The sequence below is a fragment of the Halobacillus sp. B29 genome (genome assembly GCF_052246755.1).
GTDB classification, from domain to species: domain Bacteria; phylum Bacillota; class Bacilli; order Bacillales; family Halobacillaceae; genus Halobacillus; species Halobacillus halophilus.
Map to the genome: position 1 here is coordinate 114,020 of NZ_JBQQCM010000006.1, position 16,293 is coordinate 130,312.

Below are 16,293 nucleotides of genomic sequence, written 5' to 3' on the forward strand. Positions count from 1 at the left end.
TATGGCTAGCAAGCATATTAGTGTTAAAGGAGCCCGGGCCCACAATCTAAAAGGGATTGATATTGATATTCCTAAGAATAAACTGGTCGTTATGACAGGGTTGTCCGGTTCCGGAAAGTCTTCTTTAGCGTTCGATACCATCTACGCGGAGGGGCAGCGACGTTATGTCGAGTCTCTAAGTGCCTATGCACGGCAATTCTTAGGACAAATGGATAAACCGGATGTGGACTCCATAGAAGGCCTTTCTCCAGCCATTTCGATTGATCAGAAAACCACCAGTCGTAACCCCAGGTCAACAGTGGGGACGGTAACTGAAATTTATGATTATCTTCGTCTGCTGTTCGCACGAGTAGGCCGCCCTACTTGTCCAAAACATGGAATTGAAATTAATTCGCAGACCGTACAGCAGATGGTTGATCAAATTATGGAGTATCCAGAAAGAACAAAAATGCAAATTCTCTCCCCGGTGGTCTCAGGGCGAAAAGGAGAGCACGCCAAAGTATTTGAACAATTGCAGAAAGAAGGGTACGTTCGTCTGCGAGTAGATGGAGAAATGCGTGAGATTTCCGAGGAAATAAACTTAAATAAAAATAAAAAACACTCAATTGAAGTAGTTGTGGACCGGATTGTGGTTAAAGAAGGAGTTGAAGGCCGGCTATCCGATTCAATTGAAACGGCCTTAAAACTAGGCGGGGGGCATACCCTGGTGGATGTTATTGGAGAGGAAGAATTGTCTTTCTCTGAACATCATGCCTGTCCAATCTGCGGTTTTTCTGTAAGTGAATTGGAGCCGAGGATGTTCTCTTTTAACAGTCCTTACGGGGCCTGTAATCGGTGTGATGGCCTCGGTACACAGTTAGAAGTAGATATTGACCTGGTCATACCCGACTGGTCTCGTTCCCTGAAAGAACATGCTATTGCGGCGTGGGAGCCAACCAGCTCCCAGTATTACCCTCAACTCCTGAAAAGTGTAGCAGATCATTATGGCATAAATATGGATGTAGCTATTCAGGATTTACCGAAGGAACATATGGAACGAATTTTATATGGAAGCGGCGATGAAAAAGTTTACTTCCGTTATGAAAATGATTTCGGAAAAGTGCGTGAAAATGAGATTTTCTTTGAAGGAGTTATTCCCAATATTTCTCGTCGATATCGTGAAACGAGTTCTGATTTTATCCGTGAGCAAATGGAAAAATATATGGCTCAAAAACCCTGTCCTAAGTGTAAAGGCAACCGCTTGAATGAAGAGGCCCTAGCTGTATTAATCAACGGAAAACATATTGGTCAAACCACTGATTATTCCGTAACCGAAGCAAAGGAATTCTTTGATGGACTTGAATTGACTGAAAAAGAAGAAACCATTGCCCGTATGATCTTAAAAGAAATCTCTGAAAGACTCAGTTTCCTCGCGAACGTCGGACTGGATTATTTAACATTGTCCCGTTCTGCCGGAACACTATCAGGAGGCGAAGCTCAGCGTATCAGACTGGCAACGCAGATTGGATCCGCTCTAACCGGCGTGCTTTATGTACTGGATGAGCCTTCTATCGGTCTTCACCAGCGTGATAACGATCGGTTAATCAATACGCTGAAGCGTATGAGGGATCTGGATAACACCCTGATTGTAGTGGAGCACGATGAAGATACAATGCTCGCAGCTGATTATTTAATTGATATCGGGCCAGGAGCTGGTGCTCACGGCGGTCAAATTGTCTCACAGGGGACACCTAAGCAAGTGATGAAAAGCGGTAAGTCATTAACAGGACAGTATTTGTCTGGCAAAAAATTCATTCCACTTCCCGCTGAGAGAAGAAAACCGGATGAACGCTTCTTAAAGATAAAAGGTGCAGAAGAAAATAACTTAAAAAATGTAAATGCACAAATCCCATTAGGTCTGTTCACAGCTGTTACAGGCGTATCCGGGTCTGGCAAAAGTACACTTATAAATGAGATCCTATATAAATCGCTTTCTATGAAGTTGCATAGAGGCAAACAAAAACCAGGTAAGCATAAAACAATAGAAGGTATGGAGCATTTGGAAAAAGTGATCGATATTGATCAATCACCAATCGGCCGTACACCTCGTTCAAATCCTGCGACTTATACCGGAGTATTCGATAATATCCGTGATGTATTTGCTCAAACGAATGAAGCTAAGATTCGCGGGTATAAAAAAGGTCGATTCAGTTTCAATGTTAAAGGCGGGCGTTGTGAGGCCTGTCGAGGCGATGGAATTATTAAAATTGAAATGCATTTCCTTCCTGATGTTTATGTTCCTTGTGAAGTATGTGACGGCAAGCGATATAATCGGGAAACTTTAGAGGTGAAATATAAAGGGAAAAGTATTGCAGATGTATTAGCTATGACGATTGAAGAAGCTTTGGATTTCTTTAATAACATTCCAAAGATTAAACGGAAATTGCAGACAGTAGCCGATGTAGGTCTGGAATACATTAAACTTGGCCAGCCGGCTACCACACTCTCCGGAGGAGAAGCCCAACGGGTTAAGCTTGCCAGTGAACTTCACCGCCGCTCGAGCGGGAAGTCCTTTTACATTCTTGATGAACCTACAACAGGTCTGCATGTGGATGATATTTCCCGTCTCCTAAAAGTGCTCCAGCGGCTTGTCGATAACGGGGACAGCGTATTGATTATTGAACACGACCTTGATGTAATCAAAGAGGCGGATTATATACTCGATCTTGGCCCTGAAGGTGGAGACAAAGGCGGAGAAATTATTGCTACCGGTACCCCTGAAGAAGTAGCGGAAACTAAAGCTTCCTATACGGGTTATTATCTTAAGCCTGTATTGGAACGGGATCGTAAACGGATGGAGCAAAGGTTACAGTCCAAGGAAAAAGCAGCCAACGAGTAGATGTTTTGACGCTTCCCTCCAAGTTAAGTATTGTGGTGGATAGGTTAGATTGATAGCCAAAGGAGAGTGCTTCTCTTTTGGTTTATACACACAAACAAGCATACACAGAAATGTTTTATTTCAAATTCTGGTCATCATGATGTTTGGACAGGAGGAATTCGCAATGAAACCAATTAGTCAGACCGAAGTTCAAAAAAAGATTGATAGCTTGGCTAAAAAGGATGTATATGTACATTTAGAAACTACGAACGGGGCCTATGCGAGCCACTTTGATGAGGAAGCCTATAATGTTGGTGCATTTATTCGTAATGCCAACGTTAAATACCAGCATGGTAAAATCGTCAGCACAGGAGGTTCCTATCGAGTAGGTCTTAAATTAGATATTGGATGGATTTACGCAGAAGGGGTAAGCGATTTTGAAATTGATGATGAAAATCGTTTACTTATGGCCGGTCATGATCGTGAGGGACGTTTAATGGTGGCTTTAGAAATTAGTGAAACTCCATTTTCACATGAGGCTGATCCTGATGAGTGAAGAACACGTAGTCGTTATTTTTCCACACCCTGATGATGAATCTTTTGGTGCTTCAGGCACGATAGCTAAATATAGAGAGAAAGGGATCCCGGTTACTTACTTATGCGGTACTCTTGGAGAGATGGGCAGAAATATGGGCAACCCTGTGTTTGCTAACCGCGAGACTCTCTCCTCCTACCGTAAAAAAGAACTGGAAGAAGCAGCGAAACAGCTGGACATTAATGTCGAGTTTATAGGCTATCGGGATAAGACTCTTGAATTCGAACCTATCGAGAAAGTCGCCAGTCATCTTAAAGAAAAGATTGAGGATCTTAATGCTACGCTGGTCATTACCCATTATCCAGGGTATGCCGTGCATCCGGATCATGACGCGTTAGGTGCTGCAGTCGTAGAAGCAGTGAAAAAGATTGATTCGCATAAGCGGCCGGACGTATGGATGCATGCCATTTCTAACAATCATGAAGCCGAGCTCGGTGAGCCTGAGTTGATTTATGATATCACACCTTATTGGGAGCGCAAATTAGCCGCAATAAAGGCCCACCTTTCTCAGGCTGACGGGATGATGAGTTTATTAAATGACCAGCCAGAACAGTTGGAACGTTTGAAAACCGAAAGATTTTACCGTTATTCGTTTACGTAACAACTATGACACCTTGGAATTGACAACACCTGTCTTTTTCAGGGTGTATTTTTAATTGGTTTTTTTACTCCAGATGCCGGGAATGCTTTACTAATGAGAAAAGGAGATGGTAGTCATGAACGAAGAGCGCATGAAGATTCTAAAAATGATAGAAGAAGGCAATGTATCAGCCGAGGAAGGGGCGAAGCTTCTCGCTGCAGTAGAAAACAGGGAAGCTGGTGAATCAAAAGCAGATGAAAAAGAAAAAAAGAAATATGGAATTAGAAATTTTCTAGATGATGCTGTTGAAAAAATAAAAAACTCAGATTTCGATCTTTCGTTTGGTGAGTATATAGAGTTTGATTATGAGACCCAGACCGCATCCGATGATTTTAACGATATAGATATTTCGATTGCTAACGGTTCTCTTAATGTAGATACATGGGAGGAGGACTATGTAAAAGCTGCTTATCACGTACGAGTTTATCAGGTGGATAATGAAGAAGAGGCCAGGCGTCACTTCTTAGCAGATGGCCAACTTGATATTCATAATGGGCTTTTACGTTTAGCCAGTCCTTCTAAGAAAATTAAAACGTACGTTCACCTCACCCTTCCTAAAAAGAGATATGACTTCATCAAATCCAAATTGGCAAACGGCACCATCACCGTTAATCAAATGGATAGTGATTACTACCAGCTCAAAACTTCCAATGGAAGGATCCAGTTGAACAGTGTCGTTGGGGAAACGTGTAAAGTGGAGACGGGTAATGGAGCTATTACGGTCGCCGACGGTGTATTTGATACGTGTGAAATGGATACTTTGAACGGTGCCGTTACACTGGGCGGTGACTTTGGAAAAAGTGATGTATCTGCTGTAAGTGGAAGCATCACGGTCGATCATTTTGGAGAAAAAGCCCATACTGGTTTCTACAAAGCCACTACAGGCAGCATTAAAGTGTCTCTGCCTAAACATAAACGGGTGGATGGAAAGCTCCGTACAAACTTTGGCAGCTTAAATTGTCAGATCGATAATTATAAAATTCTGGATGACAAAAAAGAGGTGGTCAATAAACAATTGACGTTTGAAGCATTTGAAGAATATGAATCTGCTTACCATTTAGAGGCGGAAACGAAAACAGGCTCGGTTACGGTTTCTCCTTCCGGCCAAGAATGAATAATATTATAGAAGAAAGCGGGTGATTTATGTGAAAAGCTGGTTGTTGCATATTTTGGTAAATGCGATCGCAATTATTGCTGTCGGTGCTTTATTTGAGTCGATCCATATTGATGGTGTCGGCGGGGCCTTATTGGCTGCTTTTATTTTGTCGATTTTAAATGCGATTGTCCGTCCCATTCTAGTTGTATTAACTTTGCCCATAACGATAGTTTCACTGGGGCTGTTTCTGTTAGTCATTAATGCTATTACCTTATGGCTGACCGATGTATTCCTTGGCAGCACATTTGAAATAGCAGGATTTGGAATGGCTATAATTGCGGCTATTATTATATCGATTATTAATTTAATACTTAATAGCCTGATTAAAGATATGAAATAGAAAAAAACGTTCAAGCACTTATTGCTTGAACGTTTTTTGGCCCTACACGAAGTAGGGTCGATCGACGTTGCCACAGGACGTGGCGATCTTAGTCGATCTTCCTTACCATAAGCTTCCTGAATGCTAACCGCAGTAAAAGTTTCGTCTTCGTGCCGTGTACTTATGCCTTTAATATGATTCTAAAGAAAGGAGTCTATTGTTCATCGCTTCCTGCGAATAGGTTTGCCTGGAAAGATCGTCAAGGAGAGCGCTTGCCCCCTTACCAGGCAAACCTGAATGAAGACCTGAAAAAGAAGCGTAAATGCTTCTCTTCTTAAAGATGGTCAAAAGCATGAGGGGTTTACAGTTTCTTACATATCAGGAGGCTTAGCACATGCCCCAGAAAGTGTTCAAGACTGGAATCGCCCCCCCCTCTCCGAAGGACCTTCCTCATAACCAATATCTCGAAATCAAGTCTTACGCAATCGAGAGCTTTACTGTAAAATCAACACTGGGATTTAAGGGAGACTTTTGAAAAAGTGAAGTTGAGCCTTTGATTGATGATATTCTGCTCCTGCTGCTTTTTTTAAAGAGCATGAACGGTGTTAGATGTACGCCTTTTCTGCGTATGTCCAAGATCCTGTAAAACATGCTACAATAGTGTTTAGTGATCGAACGACTAAGGAGGTCTTTAATAGATGAGTAAAGTGCGTACAGAAGATTTATTGGATCAATTTCAACTGGAATTGTTGGCTGGGAAAGATGGTGTACACCGTGAAATACATACAAGTGACATTTCGCGTCCAGGGGTGGAGATGACAGGTTACTTTAAGTTTTACCCTAAAGAGCGTTTACAGCTTCTCGGGAAGACTGAACTTTCATATTTTAATGAGTTAACGAATGAACAGCGTCAGGAAAGATCAGAGAAATTGTGTACGGATGTTACACCTGGCATTGTGATCACAAGAGGGATGGACATTCCGAGTGAATTAATCACCGCTGCCCAGGAAGCTGGGGTACCATTAATGCGCTCCCCTCATAAAACCACAAGAGTGATCAGCCGCCTCACTAATTTTCTTGAAACAAAATTTGCTCCATTTACGGCTATCCATGGTGTATTAGTAGACATTTATGGGATAGGTGTGCTCATTACTGGACAAAGTGGTGTAGGTAAAAGTGAGACCGCACTTGAATTAGTCAAGCGGGGCCACCGTCTTGTGGCTGACGATAGTGTAGAAATCCGTCAGGAAGACTATGATACGTTAATAGGAAACAGTCCCCCGCTAATTGAACATCTGCTGGAAATTCGCGGACTAGGGATTATCAATGTTATGACGTTGTTTGGTGCAGGGGCCGTGCGGAGTTTCAAACGGATCACGCTCATTATTAATCTGGAATTGTGGGAGAAAAACAAACAGTATGATCGTCTGGGTCTCGAAGAAGAAACAATGAAAATTATGGACGTTGAAATCCCTAAAGCAACCATACCGGTTCGTCCGGGACGTAACCTGGCTGTCATTATCGAAGTAGCTGCCATGAATTTCCGCCTGAAGCGTATGGGCGTAAATGCAGCTGAAGAATTTTCGGAACGTTTAACCAATGTAATCGACCAAGATCAGCAAAATGAATAAGGAGCGTGCACTACATGACTTGTACACCTGAGGCTCTGGACCCTGTATTAATTCAATTAGGGCCTTTACCTATCTACTGGTATGGATTTATTATCGCAACTGGCGCCTTTTTAGGACTGTGGATTGCGACCAATGAAACCGAACGCCTGGGACTTAAAAAAGACTATATGGTGGATATCGTAGTTTATGCAATTCCAGTATCCATCTTATTTGCAAGGATTTATTACGTCATTTTCGAATGGGATCGGTACGCCGGTGGTCCGTGGTGGAAGGTTTTTGCCGTTTGGGAAGGCGGTATTGCTATTCACGGAGCTTTAATAGGGGCCGTACTTACAGCCGTTGTCTATACACGGGTGAAAGGGATTTCCTTTTGGATGATGGCGGATATCGCTGCACCTAGCTTAATTCTTGGACAAGCGATTGGACGCTGGGGAAACTTTATGAATCAGGAAGCGCATGGCGGCCCTGTTTCAGAAGCATTTTATAATAATTTCATGCAATATTTGCCTGGTTTTATTAATCAGCAGATGTGCATTGAAGGCACAGTTTACCATCCGACTTTTCTATATGAATCGTTATGGAATATCCTCGGTTTTGTTCTTCTACTGGTACTGCGCCATAAATTCAATCCTCGTCGTGGAGAAGTATTCTTGAGCTATGTAATCTGGTATTCTGTTGGGCGTTTCTTTATTGAAGGTATGCGAACAGACAGTCTGTACTTGTTTGGGGAAATTCGAATGGCTCAATTCATTTCTATCGTCTTAGTCTTATTCGCTGTAGCCGTGATGGTTTATCGTAGAAAAGTTGGGTACGCGGATAAATATTATAACGGAAAGAAAGCAAAATAAGGGAGAGTAGGAAATGAAGGGCATTTTATTACGAGGGGGAAGGAAAGGACTGGACCTCACGTGGTCACTTGGAAAGGTTATTTTTCCAGTAACTCTTATAGTAACGATCCTTCAATTTACACCAGTGCTGTCATGGGTTATGGATCAAGTGGAACCACTGATGCAATGGATCGGACTTTCAGGGGAAGCAGCTGTTCCACTTGTTTTAGGCAACTTTTTGAATTTGTATGCCGGGATTGCCGCGATTATTTCTTTTGATTTCACAGTAAAAGAAGTTTTTATAATGGCTGTCATGATGTCCTTCTCCCATAATCTGCTTATAGAATCAACGGTTGCCAAGCGGGTGGGAGTCAGCTGGTGGTTTGTGGCTGGAATAAGGATCGGTCTGGCTTTCTTGTCCGCTATTTTTATCAATCTGCTTTGGAATGGTGGAAGCAGTGCAGCTAAATACGGTTTGACCCCGGAGAAGACACCTGATCCAGAAGGATGGAACGAGATCATTTGGCAAGGCTTACAGACCGCTTTTATGGGAATTCTCCAACTGGCTCTCATTGTCATACCGTTGATGGTTTTTATGCAATATTTACGTGAGAAAGGGTGGCTGGAACGGTTCTCGGAATGGGTTGCTCCAGCTACCCGTTTTCTTGGGATGGAGAGGAATACCTCGATGACGCTGGCAGCTGGATTGACGATTGGCCTGGCTTATGGTGCTGGCTTAATGATACAGGCTGTGGAGGAAGATGGGGTATCCAAGAAAGATATGTATTTAGCACTTATTTTTCTAGTGTCCTGCCACGCTGTGGTGGAAGATACACTGATTTTTATTCCGCTTGGCATACCGATATGGCCACTGCTCGCAATACGTCTGGTGACCGCTATAGTACTTACTGCGGCAGTAGGCTTTATATGGAATAAACTACAACAAGAGAGAAAGGAAACTTCGAATGAACATACGCACCATTCTATTTGATTTAGATGGAACCCTGATCGATACGAATGACCTGATTATCGCTTCGTTTACCCATACTATAAATGAATATAGTGACCGTTCGTACACTAGAGATGAAATTCTGGACTTTATTGGTCCTCCTCTTCGCGAGAGTTTAGAAAAGATTAATCCCGAGCGTGTGGAAGACATGGTGGAAACTTATCGGAAACATAATATTGAAAATCATGAGTCGTATGTCAGGGCTTATGACGGAGTCGTGGATACAATCCGCCAGTTAAAGGAAGCAGGTTACAGAATGGGGATTGTGACTACTAAAATGAAAAACACGGTTCAGATGGGTCTTGAAATTACAGGTCTTGACGGTTTTTTTGAAACCATTATCACCCTTGATGATGTAACCAACGCAAAACCTCATCCTGAACCGATCGTTAAGGCTCTTCATGCTTTAGACTCCAAAGCATCCGAGTCCCTGATGGTGGGAGATAACACGCATGATATTGAAGCCGGGCACAATGCTGGTACTCACACGGCGGGCGTAGCTTGGACGGTTAAAGGCAGAGAGGTACTTGAGCAGCTTAAGCCTGATTATATGCTGGACCATATGAGTGAACTGCTTGAAATTACAGGAGGATAACCTATGAGAAAAACGGAGCGTTATTCAGTTGAAGGTGCGAATTCTTTATGGCATATCTATAAAACGGTGCCGTTTTTCAAGGTGGTTAAAAACTTTACAGTTATTCAGATGGCTCGCTACACCCCTTTTCTGGGGGTGAAAAACTGGCTCTATCGGACACTTTTACGTATGGAAGTTGGAAAGGAAACCGCGTTCGCCTTAATGGTTATGGTGGATATTATGTTTCCGGAACGGATTCGAGTAGGCCGCAATACGGTGATCGGCTATAATACAACCATATTAGCTCACGAGTATCTAATTGATGAATATCGATTAGGTGATGTCAACATCGGGGATGAAGTACTGATTGGGGCCAATACGACGATTCTCCCGGGTATTACCATAGGGAATCAAGCAGTTGTCTCCGCAGGTACGCTGGTTCATAAGGACGTACCTGCTGGAACTTTTGTTGGAGGTAATCCAATGAAAGTAATTTATACGAAGGAAGAGATGGACGAGCGTAAGGAATCCGATTCAGTCTTAAATGGATCCCGGCAAGCGTAGTTCCTGATAAATATGGAGTCCTACTTTCCCTAGTTCTTCAGCTGAAAGGGAAAAGGAATGAATCCCCAACCTAATTTGGGAAGCATCCGCATCATTTATCGAAGGTTCTTAAAAGAAATGAGGTGAACTGATGAATATTCATCAATCTGTCCTGCCGGCTGTTCGAAAGATTAAAGATTTTGAAGCTTTATTAGATAGTGAAACGGAATATATAATTCTCCTGGACAGCCGCTTAGGATTACTTCGAAAACTGGTAAGAATCGGACAAAAAGCTGGGAAAAAAGTACTTGTACACGTCGACTTAATTCAAGGATTGAAAGCGGATGATTATGGAATGGAGTATGTAGCTCAGGAAGTTAAACCCGATGGTGTGATCTCGACAAGGACCAATGTAATCCATCAGGCCAAAAAGCACGATCTTATTTCTGTTCAGCGATTATTTTTAATAGACAGCCAGGCTATTGATCATAATATAACAATCATCCAGAAAACAAAGCCTGATTTTGTGGAAGTTTTACCTGGAGTATTACCGGGAATGATAAAAGAGATTAAAGATCAATTGGACATCCCTGTTATTGCTGGCGGTTTGATTCGAACGAATGATGAGATCGATCGAGCTCTTGAAGCGGGGGCTTCAGCAGTTTCAACTTCACGTTCTGGTTTATGGCAATATAAGCAAAGATAAACTGCAGTCCTTTCGTGATCGAAACTGACGAAGCCACACAAACGCTTTCAGCTAGAAGCGATTAGTTTGTGTGGTTTTTTCTATGTAAGAACGGCTAACTAACAGGAAGGAGAGAAGATTATTGACTGAGTTCATGGGCGAACTGATTGGAACGATGATACTTATCATTCTTGGCGGTGGCGTTATTGCCGGTGCCAACTTGAAAGATACGAAGGCAGACGGAGGATGGGTTCTTATTACGGTAGCATGGGGACTGGCTGTAGCTATGGGTGTTTATGCCGTAGGAAACTTGACCGGTGGACATATTAACCCTGCCGTTACGCTTGGCCTGGCATCCGTTGGAGATTTTCCATGGCAAAAGGTGCCAATGTATATTACAGCTCAGTTGATAGGCGCTTTTATAGGCGCAGTCATTGTATTCTTTCATTACATCCCTCATTGGAAAGATACAGAAGACCAATTGGCTATTAAATCTATTTTTTGCACAGATCCAGCGATCCGGAGCCCAATTTCCAATTTGATTAGTGAAATAATTGGAACCTTCGTACTAGTGATGGGGATTTTGTTCATTGGTGCAAACGAATTTACTGAAGGTCTAAACCCCATAATTGTTGGTTTGTTAATTGTAGCGATTGGTATGTCTCTTGGAGCTACAACCGGCTACGCAATCAACCCCGCGCGTGATTTAGGTCCAAGAATAGCTCACGCTGTTCTCCCTATTCCAGGTAAAGGTGGATCTGATTGGAGTTATTCATGGGTGCCTGTACTTGGTCCGATTATAGGAGGCGTGTATGGAGGTTTATTTTACCAGGCCATATTCAAAGGAAGTTACACGGCAGGATTCTGGGTACTATCTGTAATTATAGTAACCTTGCTTATTTCATCCATGAGGATAGAGCTGAAGAAAGTCCAAACTACTTAATACTTAATGATTAGAGGAGGAATTATAAACGATGGAAAAATATATCTTATCAATTGATCAGGGAACTACGAGTTCACGTGCTATTTTATTCAACCATAAAGGTGAAATTGTAGAAACTGGTCAGAAAGAATTTGAACAGCACTTTCCTAAACCAGGCTGGGTTGAACACGACGCTAACGAAATTTGGACTTCGGTACTCGCTTGTATAGCAGATGTACTTAGAAGAGCCGACATTGACCCAGGCCAGGTGGCGGGAATTGGCATTACGAACCAGCGGGAAACAACAGTGGTTTGGGATCGAAATACAGGGAAGCCGATCTATAAAGCGATTGTATGGCAGTCCCGTCAGACCCAGAGTATTTGTAATGAACTCCGCGAGCAAGGTTTGAATGACACATTCCGTGATAAAACCGGTCTATTGCTAGATCCTTATTTTGCAGGTACGAAAGTGAAATGGATACTTGATCATGTAGATGGAGCACGGGAAAAAGCTGAAAATGGAGATTTAATGTTTGGCACAATCGATACGTGGCTGATTTACAAACTGTCTGGGAAAAATGCTCACGTTACAGATTATTCGAATGCTTCCCGTACTCTCATGTATAATATCTTTGACTTAAAATGGGATGATGAACTGCTCGACATCCTGGGTGTCCCAAAAAGTATGCTTCCAGAGGTCAAACCGTCCTCGGAAATTTATGCTCATACCGTTGACTATCATTTTTACGGAAAAGAAGTTCCTATCGCCGGGGTTGCTGGAGATCAACAGGCCGCTTTGTTCGGCCAAGCCTGTTTTGAAAAAGGAATGGCTAAAAACACTTATGGCACAGGTGGATTTATGTTAATGAACACGGGCGAAGAAGCAGTTAAATCTGATAATGGACTTCTCACCACTCTTGCCTGGGGGATTGACGGAAAAGTTGAGTACGCTTTAGAAGGCAGTATATTTGTTTCAGGATCAGCGATTCAGTGGCTGAGGGATGGTCTTCAAATGATCGAAGATGCTCCTCAAAGTGAAGAGATTGCTGGAAAAGTTAATAATACAGAGGGCGTCTACGTCGTTCCGGCATTTGTCGGTTTAGGAACACCTTACTGGGATAGTGATGCCAGGGGGGCTGTGTTTGGTCTTACACGGGGCACATCAAAAGCTCATTTTGTGAGGGCTACACTTGAATCTTTGGCTTACCAGACCAAGGATGTTGTAGACGCTATGATAGAGGACTCTGGCATTGAACTCAAAAAACTTCGCGTAGACGGAGGAGCCGTAAAAAATAACTTGTTAATGCAGTTCCAGAGTGATCTGCTCGACGTTACAGTTGAACGCCCTGAAGTAAACGAAACGACGGCTCTTGGGTCTGCCTATCTTGCTGGTCTTGCTGTTGGATTCTGGGAAACCCGTGATGACATTGCGAATCAGTGGAAAATAGAGCGTGAATTTGAACCAACGATGAAGAAAGAGAAACGAGAGGATCTTTACAAAGGCTGGCAAAAAGCCGTTGAGGCTACACGAGTCTTTAAGCAAGACTGATTTTTGACTTCTGGGTACAATCTGATATAATAGCCATACAAGTTAATTCAATCGGTCGGAGATATGGAGAGACCACGAACCTTTATGTATATAGCATAAAGCGGATCGTGGTCTCTTTTTTTATATCCGGCTAAAGATTATGTCTCAATAGGTAATTGCACACATATTTCCTCGAATAATGGGGAATAAACGTAGCAGAAGATGGTAACATTAATGAAGCCCAACGAAATAAGGAGAGATAACATGAAACCCTTCTCAAGTTATGAGAGAACATCACATTTTGATAAACTCACCCAAGAAGATTGGGATGTCCTTGTCATTGGCGGGGGAATTACTGGATCTGGAATTGCTCTTGATGCAGCCAGCCGAGGACTAAAAACAACAGTAGTTGAAATGCAGGATTACGCAGCTGGTACTTCCAGCCGATCCACGAAGCTTGTCCATGGAGGTCTTCGTTACCTTAAGAATTTCGAAGTTAAAATGGTGGCAGAAGTAGGCAAAGAACGTGAAATCGTGTACGAAAATGGTCCTCATGTAACCACACCAGAGTGGATGATGCTTCCGTTCCATGAGGGAGGTAACTTTGGTCCATTTTCGACAAGTCTTGGGCTGCGTGTTTACGATTACCTTGCAGGGGTGAAAAAATCGGAACGCCGAACGATGTTCAGCCCGGAAGAAGCGTTAGAACGCGAGCCACTTGTTAAGAAGGAAAACCTTAAGGGAGCCGGTTTCTATGTAGAATATAAAACCGACGATGCCCGCTTAACGCTTGAAGTTATGAAAAAAGCAGTAGAACATGGGGCAAACTCCCTTAACTACGCTAAAGTGGTTGATTTTATCTATAATGAAGACGGGAAGATGGTCGGAGCTAAAATAGAAGATACCATCTCCGGGAAGCAATATCATGTGAAAGCTAAAAAAATTATTAACGCAGGTGGCCCATGGGTAGATGATCTGCGTGAAATTGATGGATCGAAAAAAGGAAAAACCCTTCAACTTACAAAAGGAATACACCTCGTGTTCGATCAGTCTAAATTCCCGCTTAAACAGGCAATTTATTTCGACAGCCCGGATGGTCGAATGATCTTTGCCATTCCGCGTGATGGTAAGACTTATGTTGGTACAACCGACACGGAGTATTCTGATGAAATTTCGCACCCGACCATGACGGAAGATGATCGTGACTATGTGCTAAATGCGATTCACGACATGTTTCCAACCGTTGATGTAACAGCTGAAGATGTAGAATCCAGCTGGGCAGGGGTACGTCCATTGATTCATGAGGAAGGAAAAGACCCATCAGAAATATCCCGAAAAGATGAAATCTTTATTTCTGATTCAGGTTTGATTTCTATGGCAGGCGGTAAATTAACTGGTTACCGTAAAATGTCTCAACAAGCTGTAGATATCGTACGTGATCAACTGATGGAGGAATACGGAATTCTTTACTCTGACTCTGAAACGAAGTACATGCCGATTTCCGGTGGAGAAGTAAATGGCTCCCAAGGATTTAAGCAGTTCTTAAAAGAGAGAATTCAGATAGGAGAATCCATCGGTCTTTCAGAAGAAACGGCTGAAAAACTTGTTCGTCTCTACGGTTCCAATGTAGATGCGGTCTTCCATATATATAAAAATCGTAAACAGGAAGCTCAGCAGGCGCAGCTTGAACCGGTAGTTTTTGCCCAGCTTGCTTATGCATTGGAAGCAGAATTCACGTATAAACCGGTCGACTTCTTTGTGCGCAGGACGGCAGCTTTATTCTTTAATATTAACTGGGTTCATGAACACAAGGAAGCGGTTATTAACTATATGGCAAAAGCCTTGAATTACACCGATGAACAAAAACGCACCTACACGCAAGAACTGGACCAGCTTCTAAAAGAAGCCGTAGTCCCAATTGAATATGCATAAACTTCCACAGAAGAGCGCCCTGTATGCCGGGGCGCTTTTTTTGTATGTCAGTGGGATCAGAGGTTGAATATGGTAAGCTATAATTATGAAACTTTTACCAAAAGTGATCGTAAAATAAGAGGAGAGGTGAAGTAGATGACGAATGTCCAAACTCTGATCCGGCAGGACGGCAGGAGGCAGTTGATTACGGGAGGGGCGTTGTTAGCCGGCGGCCTGTTTTTCATACTAAGTATCCTTACCTTCCAATATCAAAGCTTTCCACTGAGTCTTCTTTACGGACCTGTGTTAACGATCAGCGGACTCGCTTTGTTAAAAACCGGCTATCGTGATTATGAAAAAGCTAAACAGACCGATAACGGTTTTACAGAAGATCATTTAATAGAGCCAGTTGAAAAGCTTCCGGCACGTATGTATATGGGGCACAGTACGAAGAATATGTTTCAGGCCACGTTATACGATATGGATGGAAAGGCATACACTCACATTAATGAAAAACCTAACTTGCTGCATAAGCTTACATTTCTCGCTTATTATGGATCGATTCTCTCTGCAGACTATGTCATGTACAATCAACACGGAGATGCTGTGTACCACATAGAGAAGAAGGGAGGGTTCTCCTGGCGCGGATATGTTCAGGTTCCAAAAGGGCATTATGTGGCTTACACAAAAGATACGAAACATAAGACCACGGGCAGGAGGATTTTTAGCTATATAGAGAAAGATTATTGCAGATGGAGTGCAGAGGGGGATCCTTATATTGGCCATTATAACGTTAAGGATCATGAAGGGAACGTCTGGGCTGTTATTAAACAGAATGCCATCCCTGTAGAAGCGGCAGAACGCTTTGAAGAAGTAAATGGATATTTGGTTGAGTGGAAGAGGCGCGAGGAAATCCCCACTCCTTACTCGCTTTCTTATTTCTTTTACAATCACGACAGAATTAATGAGCCAGTATACCCCGTTTAACAAACGGGGTATTTTTTTATAGTAATTTCCAAATTTTTTAAGTTGAACTTAACGTTAACGTAAATGATATAGTATAATTGTTAGAATTTTCAAACGCGATAAGGAGGGA

The 16,293-nt window shown here is 42.6% G+C and carries 15 protein-coding genes; all 15 read left to right on the forward strand.

The window, feature by feature from the left end; all coding sequences use genetic code 11:
* Position 1 precedes the first annotated feature (1 nt).
* The 15 genes from uvrA to ACTWP7_RS09630 all read left to right on the forward strand — a co-directional run bounded on the left by uvrA (position 2) and on the right by ACTWP7_RS09630 (position 16,184).
* The gene (gene uvrA / locus ACTWP7_RS09560; protein ID WP_443123001.1) at positions 2-2,878 is read left to right on the forward strand and encodes an excinuclease ABC subunit UvrA; all 2,877 of its coding nucleotides are present in this window, start codon (positions 2-4) and stop codon (positions 2,876-2,878) included.
* A gap of 163 nt (positions 2,879-3,041) precedes the next feature.
* Positions 3,042-3,413 carry a YojF family protein gene (locus ACTWP7_RS09565; protein ID WP_443123002.1) on the forward strand — a complete coding sequence of 124 codons (372 nt, stop codon included), beginning with the start codon at positions 3,042-3,044 and terminating at the stop codon, positions 3,411-3,413.
* On the forward strand, positions 3,406-4,053 hold the full coding sequence (bshB2, locus tag ACTWP7_RS09570; protein ID WP_443123003.1) for a bacillithiol biosynthesis deacetylase BshB2: 648 nt from the start codon (positions 3,406-3,408) through the stop codon (positions 4,051-4,053). Before ACTWP7_RS09565 ends, bshB2 begins: the two co-directional genes overlap by 8 nt.
* A gap of 115 nt (positions 4,054-4,168) precedes the next feature.
* Entirely contained in the window at positions 4,169-5,206 is a 1,038-nt protein-coding gene (locus ACTWP7_RS09575; RefSeq protein WP_443123004.1) for a DUF4097 family beta strand repeat-containing protein, read from the forward strand.
* Positions 5,207-5,237: 31 nt separating this feature from the next.
* Positions 5,238-5,588 carry a phage holin family protein gene (locus tag ACTWP7_RS09580; RefSeq protein WP_014644271.1) on the forward strand — a complete coding sequence of 117 codons (351 nt, stop codon included), beginning with the start codon at positions 5,238-5,240 and terminating at the stop codon, positions 5,586-5,588.
* A gap of 677 nt (positions 5,589-6,265) precedes the next feature.
* The gene (hprK, locus tag ACTWP7_RS09585; RefSeq protein ID WP_014644269.1) at positions 6,266-7,198 is read left to right on the forward strand and encodes an HPr(Ser) kinase/phosphatase; all 933 of its coding nucleotides are present in this window, start codon (positions 6,266-6,268) and stop codon (positions 7,196-7,198) included.
* 14 nt (positions 7,199-7,212) lie between these two features.
* On the forward strand, positions 7,213-8,046 hold the full coding sequence (lgt, locus tag ACTWP7_RS09590) for a prolipoprotein diacylglyceryl transferase (RefSeq protein ID WP_443123005.1): 834 nt from the start codon (positions 7,213-7,215) through the stop codon (positions 8,044-8,046).
* A 13-nt stretch (positions 8,047-8,059) separates the two neighbouring features.
* Positions 8,060-9,016 carry a nucleoside recognition domain-containing protein gene (locus ACTWP7_RS09595; RefSeq protein WP_443123006.1) on the forward strand — a complete coding sequence of 319 codons (957 nt, stop codon included), beginning with the start codon at positions 8,060-8,062 and terminating at the stop codon, positions 9,014-9,016.
* Complete coding sequence (gene ppaX, locus ACTWP7_RS09600; protein ID WP_014644266.1) at positions 8,991-9,629, forward strand: pyrophosphatase PpaX; 639 nt, start codon at positions 8,991-8,993, stop codon at positions 9,627-9,629. The genes ACTWP7_RS09595 and ppaX overlap by 26 nt, the downstream gene beginning before the upstream one ends.
* A 3-nt stretch (positions 9,630-9,632) precedes the next feature.
* Positions 9,633-10,172, forward strand: a complete 540-nt coding sequence (locus ACTWP7_RS09605; protein ID WP_443123007.1) for an acyltransferase — start codon at positions 9,633-9,635, stop codon at positions 10,170-10,172.
* 130 nt (positions 10,173-10,302) lie between these two features.
* Positions 10,303-10,857 carry a glycerol-3-phosphate responsive antiterminator gene (locus ACTWP7_RS09610; RefSeq protein WP_443123008.1) on the forward strand — a complete coding sequence of 185 codons (555 nt, stop codon included), beginning with the start codon at positions 10,303-10,305 and terminating at the stop codon, positions 10,855-10,857.
* A gap of 121 nt (positions 10,858-10,978) precedes the next feature.
* Positions 10,979-11,779, forward strand: coding sequence for an MIP/aquaporin family protein (locus ACTWP7_RS09615; protein WP_443123009.1), 801 nt, complete (start codon positions 10,979-10,981; stop codon positions 11,777-11,779).
* A gap of 31 nt (positions 11,780-11,810) precedes the next feature.
* Positions 11,811-13,307, forward strand: coding sequence for a glycerol kinase GlpK (gene glpK, locus ACTWP7_RS09620; protein ID WP_443123010.1), 1,497 nt, complete (start codon positions 11,811-11,813; stop codon positions 13,305-13,307).
* 243 nt (positions 13,308-13,550) lie between these two features.
* Positions 13,551-15,218, forward strand: a complete 1,668-nt coding sequence (locus tag ACTWP7_RS09625) for a glycerol-3-phosphate dehydrogenase/oxidase (protein ID WP_443123011.1) — start codon at positions 13,551-13,553, stop codon at positions 15,216-15,218.
* A gap of 135 nt (positions 15,219-15,353) precedes the next feature.
* Positions 15,354-16,184, forward strand: a complete 831-nt coding sequence (locus tag ACTWP7_RS09630; RefSeq protein ID WP_443123012.1) for a hypothetical protein — start codon at positions 15,354-15,356, stop codon at positions 16,182-16,184.
* Positions 16,185-16,293 lie beyond the last annotated feature (109 nt).

What these genes read in the sequence shown, in the direction of transcription:
- ACTWP7_RS09575 (WP_443123004.1), top strand. Translation starts at nt 4,169, where the DNA reads ATGAACGAAGAGCGCATGAAGATTCTAAAAATGATAGAAGAAGGCAAT.
- ACTWP7_RS09610 (WP_443123008.1), top strand. Translation starts at nt 10,303, where the DNA reads ATGAATATTCATCAATCTGTCCTGCCGGCTGTTCGAAAGATTAAAGAT.
- glpK (WP_443123010.1), top strand. Translation starts at nt 11,811, where the DNA reads ATGGAAAAATATATCTTATCAATTGATCAGGGAACTACGAGTTCACGT.
- ACTWP7_RS09605 (WP_443123007.1), top strand. Translation starts at nt 9,633, where the DNA reads ATGAGAAAAACGGAGCGTTATTCAGTTGAAGGTGCGAATTCTTTATGG.
- lgt (WP_443123005.1), top strand. Translation starts at nt 7,213, where the DNA reads ATGACTTGTACACCTGAGGCTCTGGACCCTGTATTAATTCAATTAGGG.
- ACTWP7_RS09565 (WP_443123002.1), top strand. Translation starts at nt 3,042, where the DNA reads ATGAAACCAATTAGTCAGACCGAAGTTCAAAAAAAGATTGATAGCTTG.
- uvrA (WP_443123001.1), top strand. Translation starts at nt 2, where the DNA reads ATGGCTAGCAAGCATATTAGTGTTAAAGGAGCCCGGGCCCACAATCTA.
- ppaX (WP_014644266.1), top strand. Translation starts at nt 8,991, where the DNA reads ATGAACATACGCACCATTCTATTTGATTTAGATGGAACCCTGATCGAT.
- ACTWP7_RS09625 (WP_443123011.1), top strand. Translation starts at nt 13,551, where the DNA reads ATGAAACCCTTCTCAAGTTATGAGAGAACATCACATTTTGATAAACTC.
- bshB2 (WP_443123003.1), top strand. Translation starts at nt 3,406, where the DNA reads ATGAGTGAAGAACACGTAGTCGTTATTTTTCCACACCCTGATGATGAA.
- ACTWP7_RS09630 (WP_443123012.1), top strand. Translation starts at nt 15,354, where the DNA reads ATGACGAATGTCCAAACTCTGATCCGGCAGGACGGCAGGAGGCAGTTG.
- hprK (WP_014644269.1), top strand. Translation starts at nt 6,266, where the DNA reads ATGAGTAAAGTGCGTACAGAAGATTTATTGGATCAATTTCAACTGGAA.
- ACTWP7_RS09595 (WP_443123006.1), top strand. Translation starts at nt 8,060, where the DNA reads ATGAAGGGCATTTTATTACGAGGGGGAAGGAAAGGACTGGACCTCACG.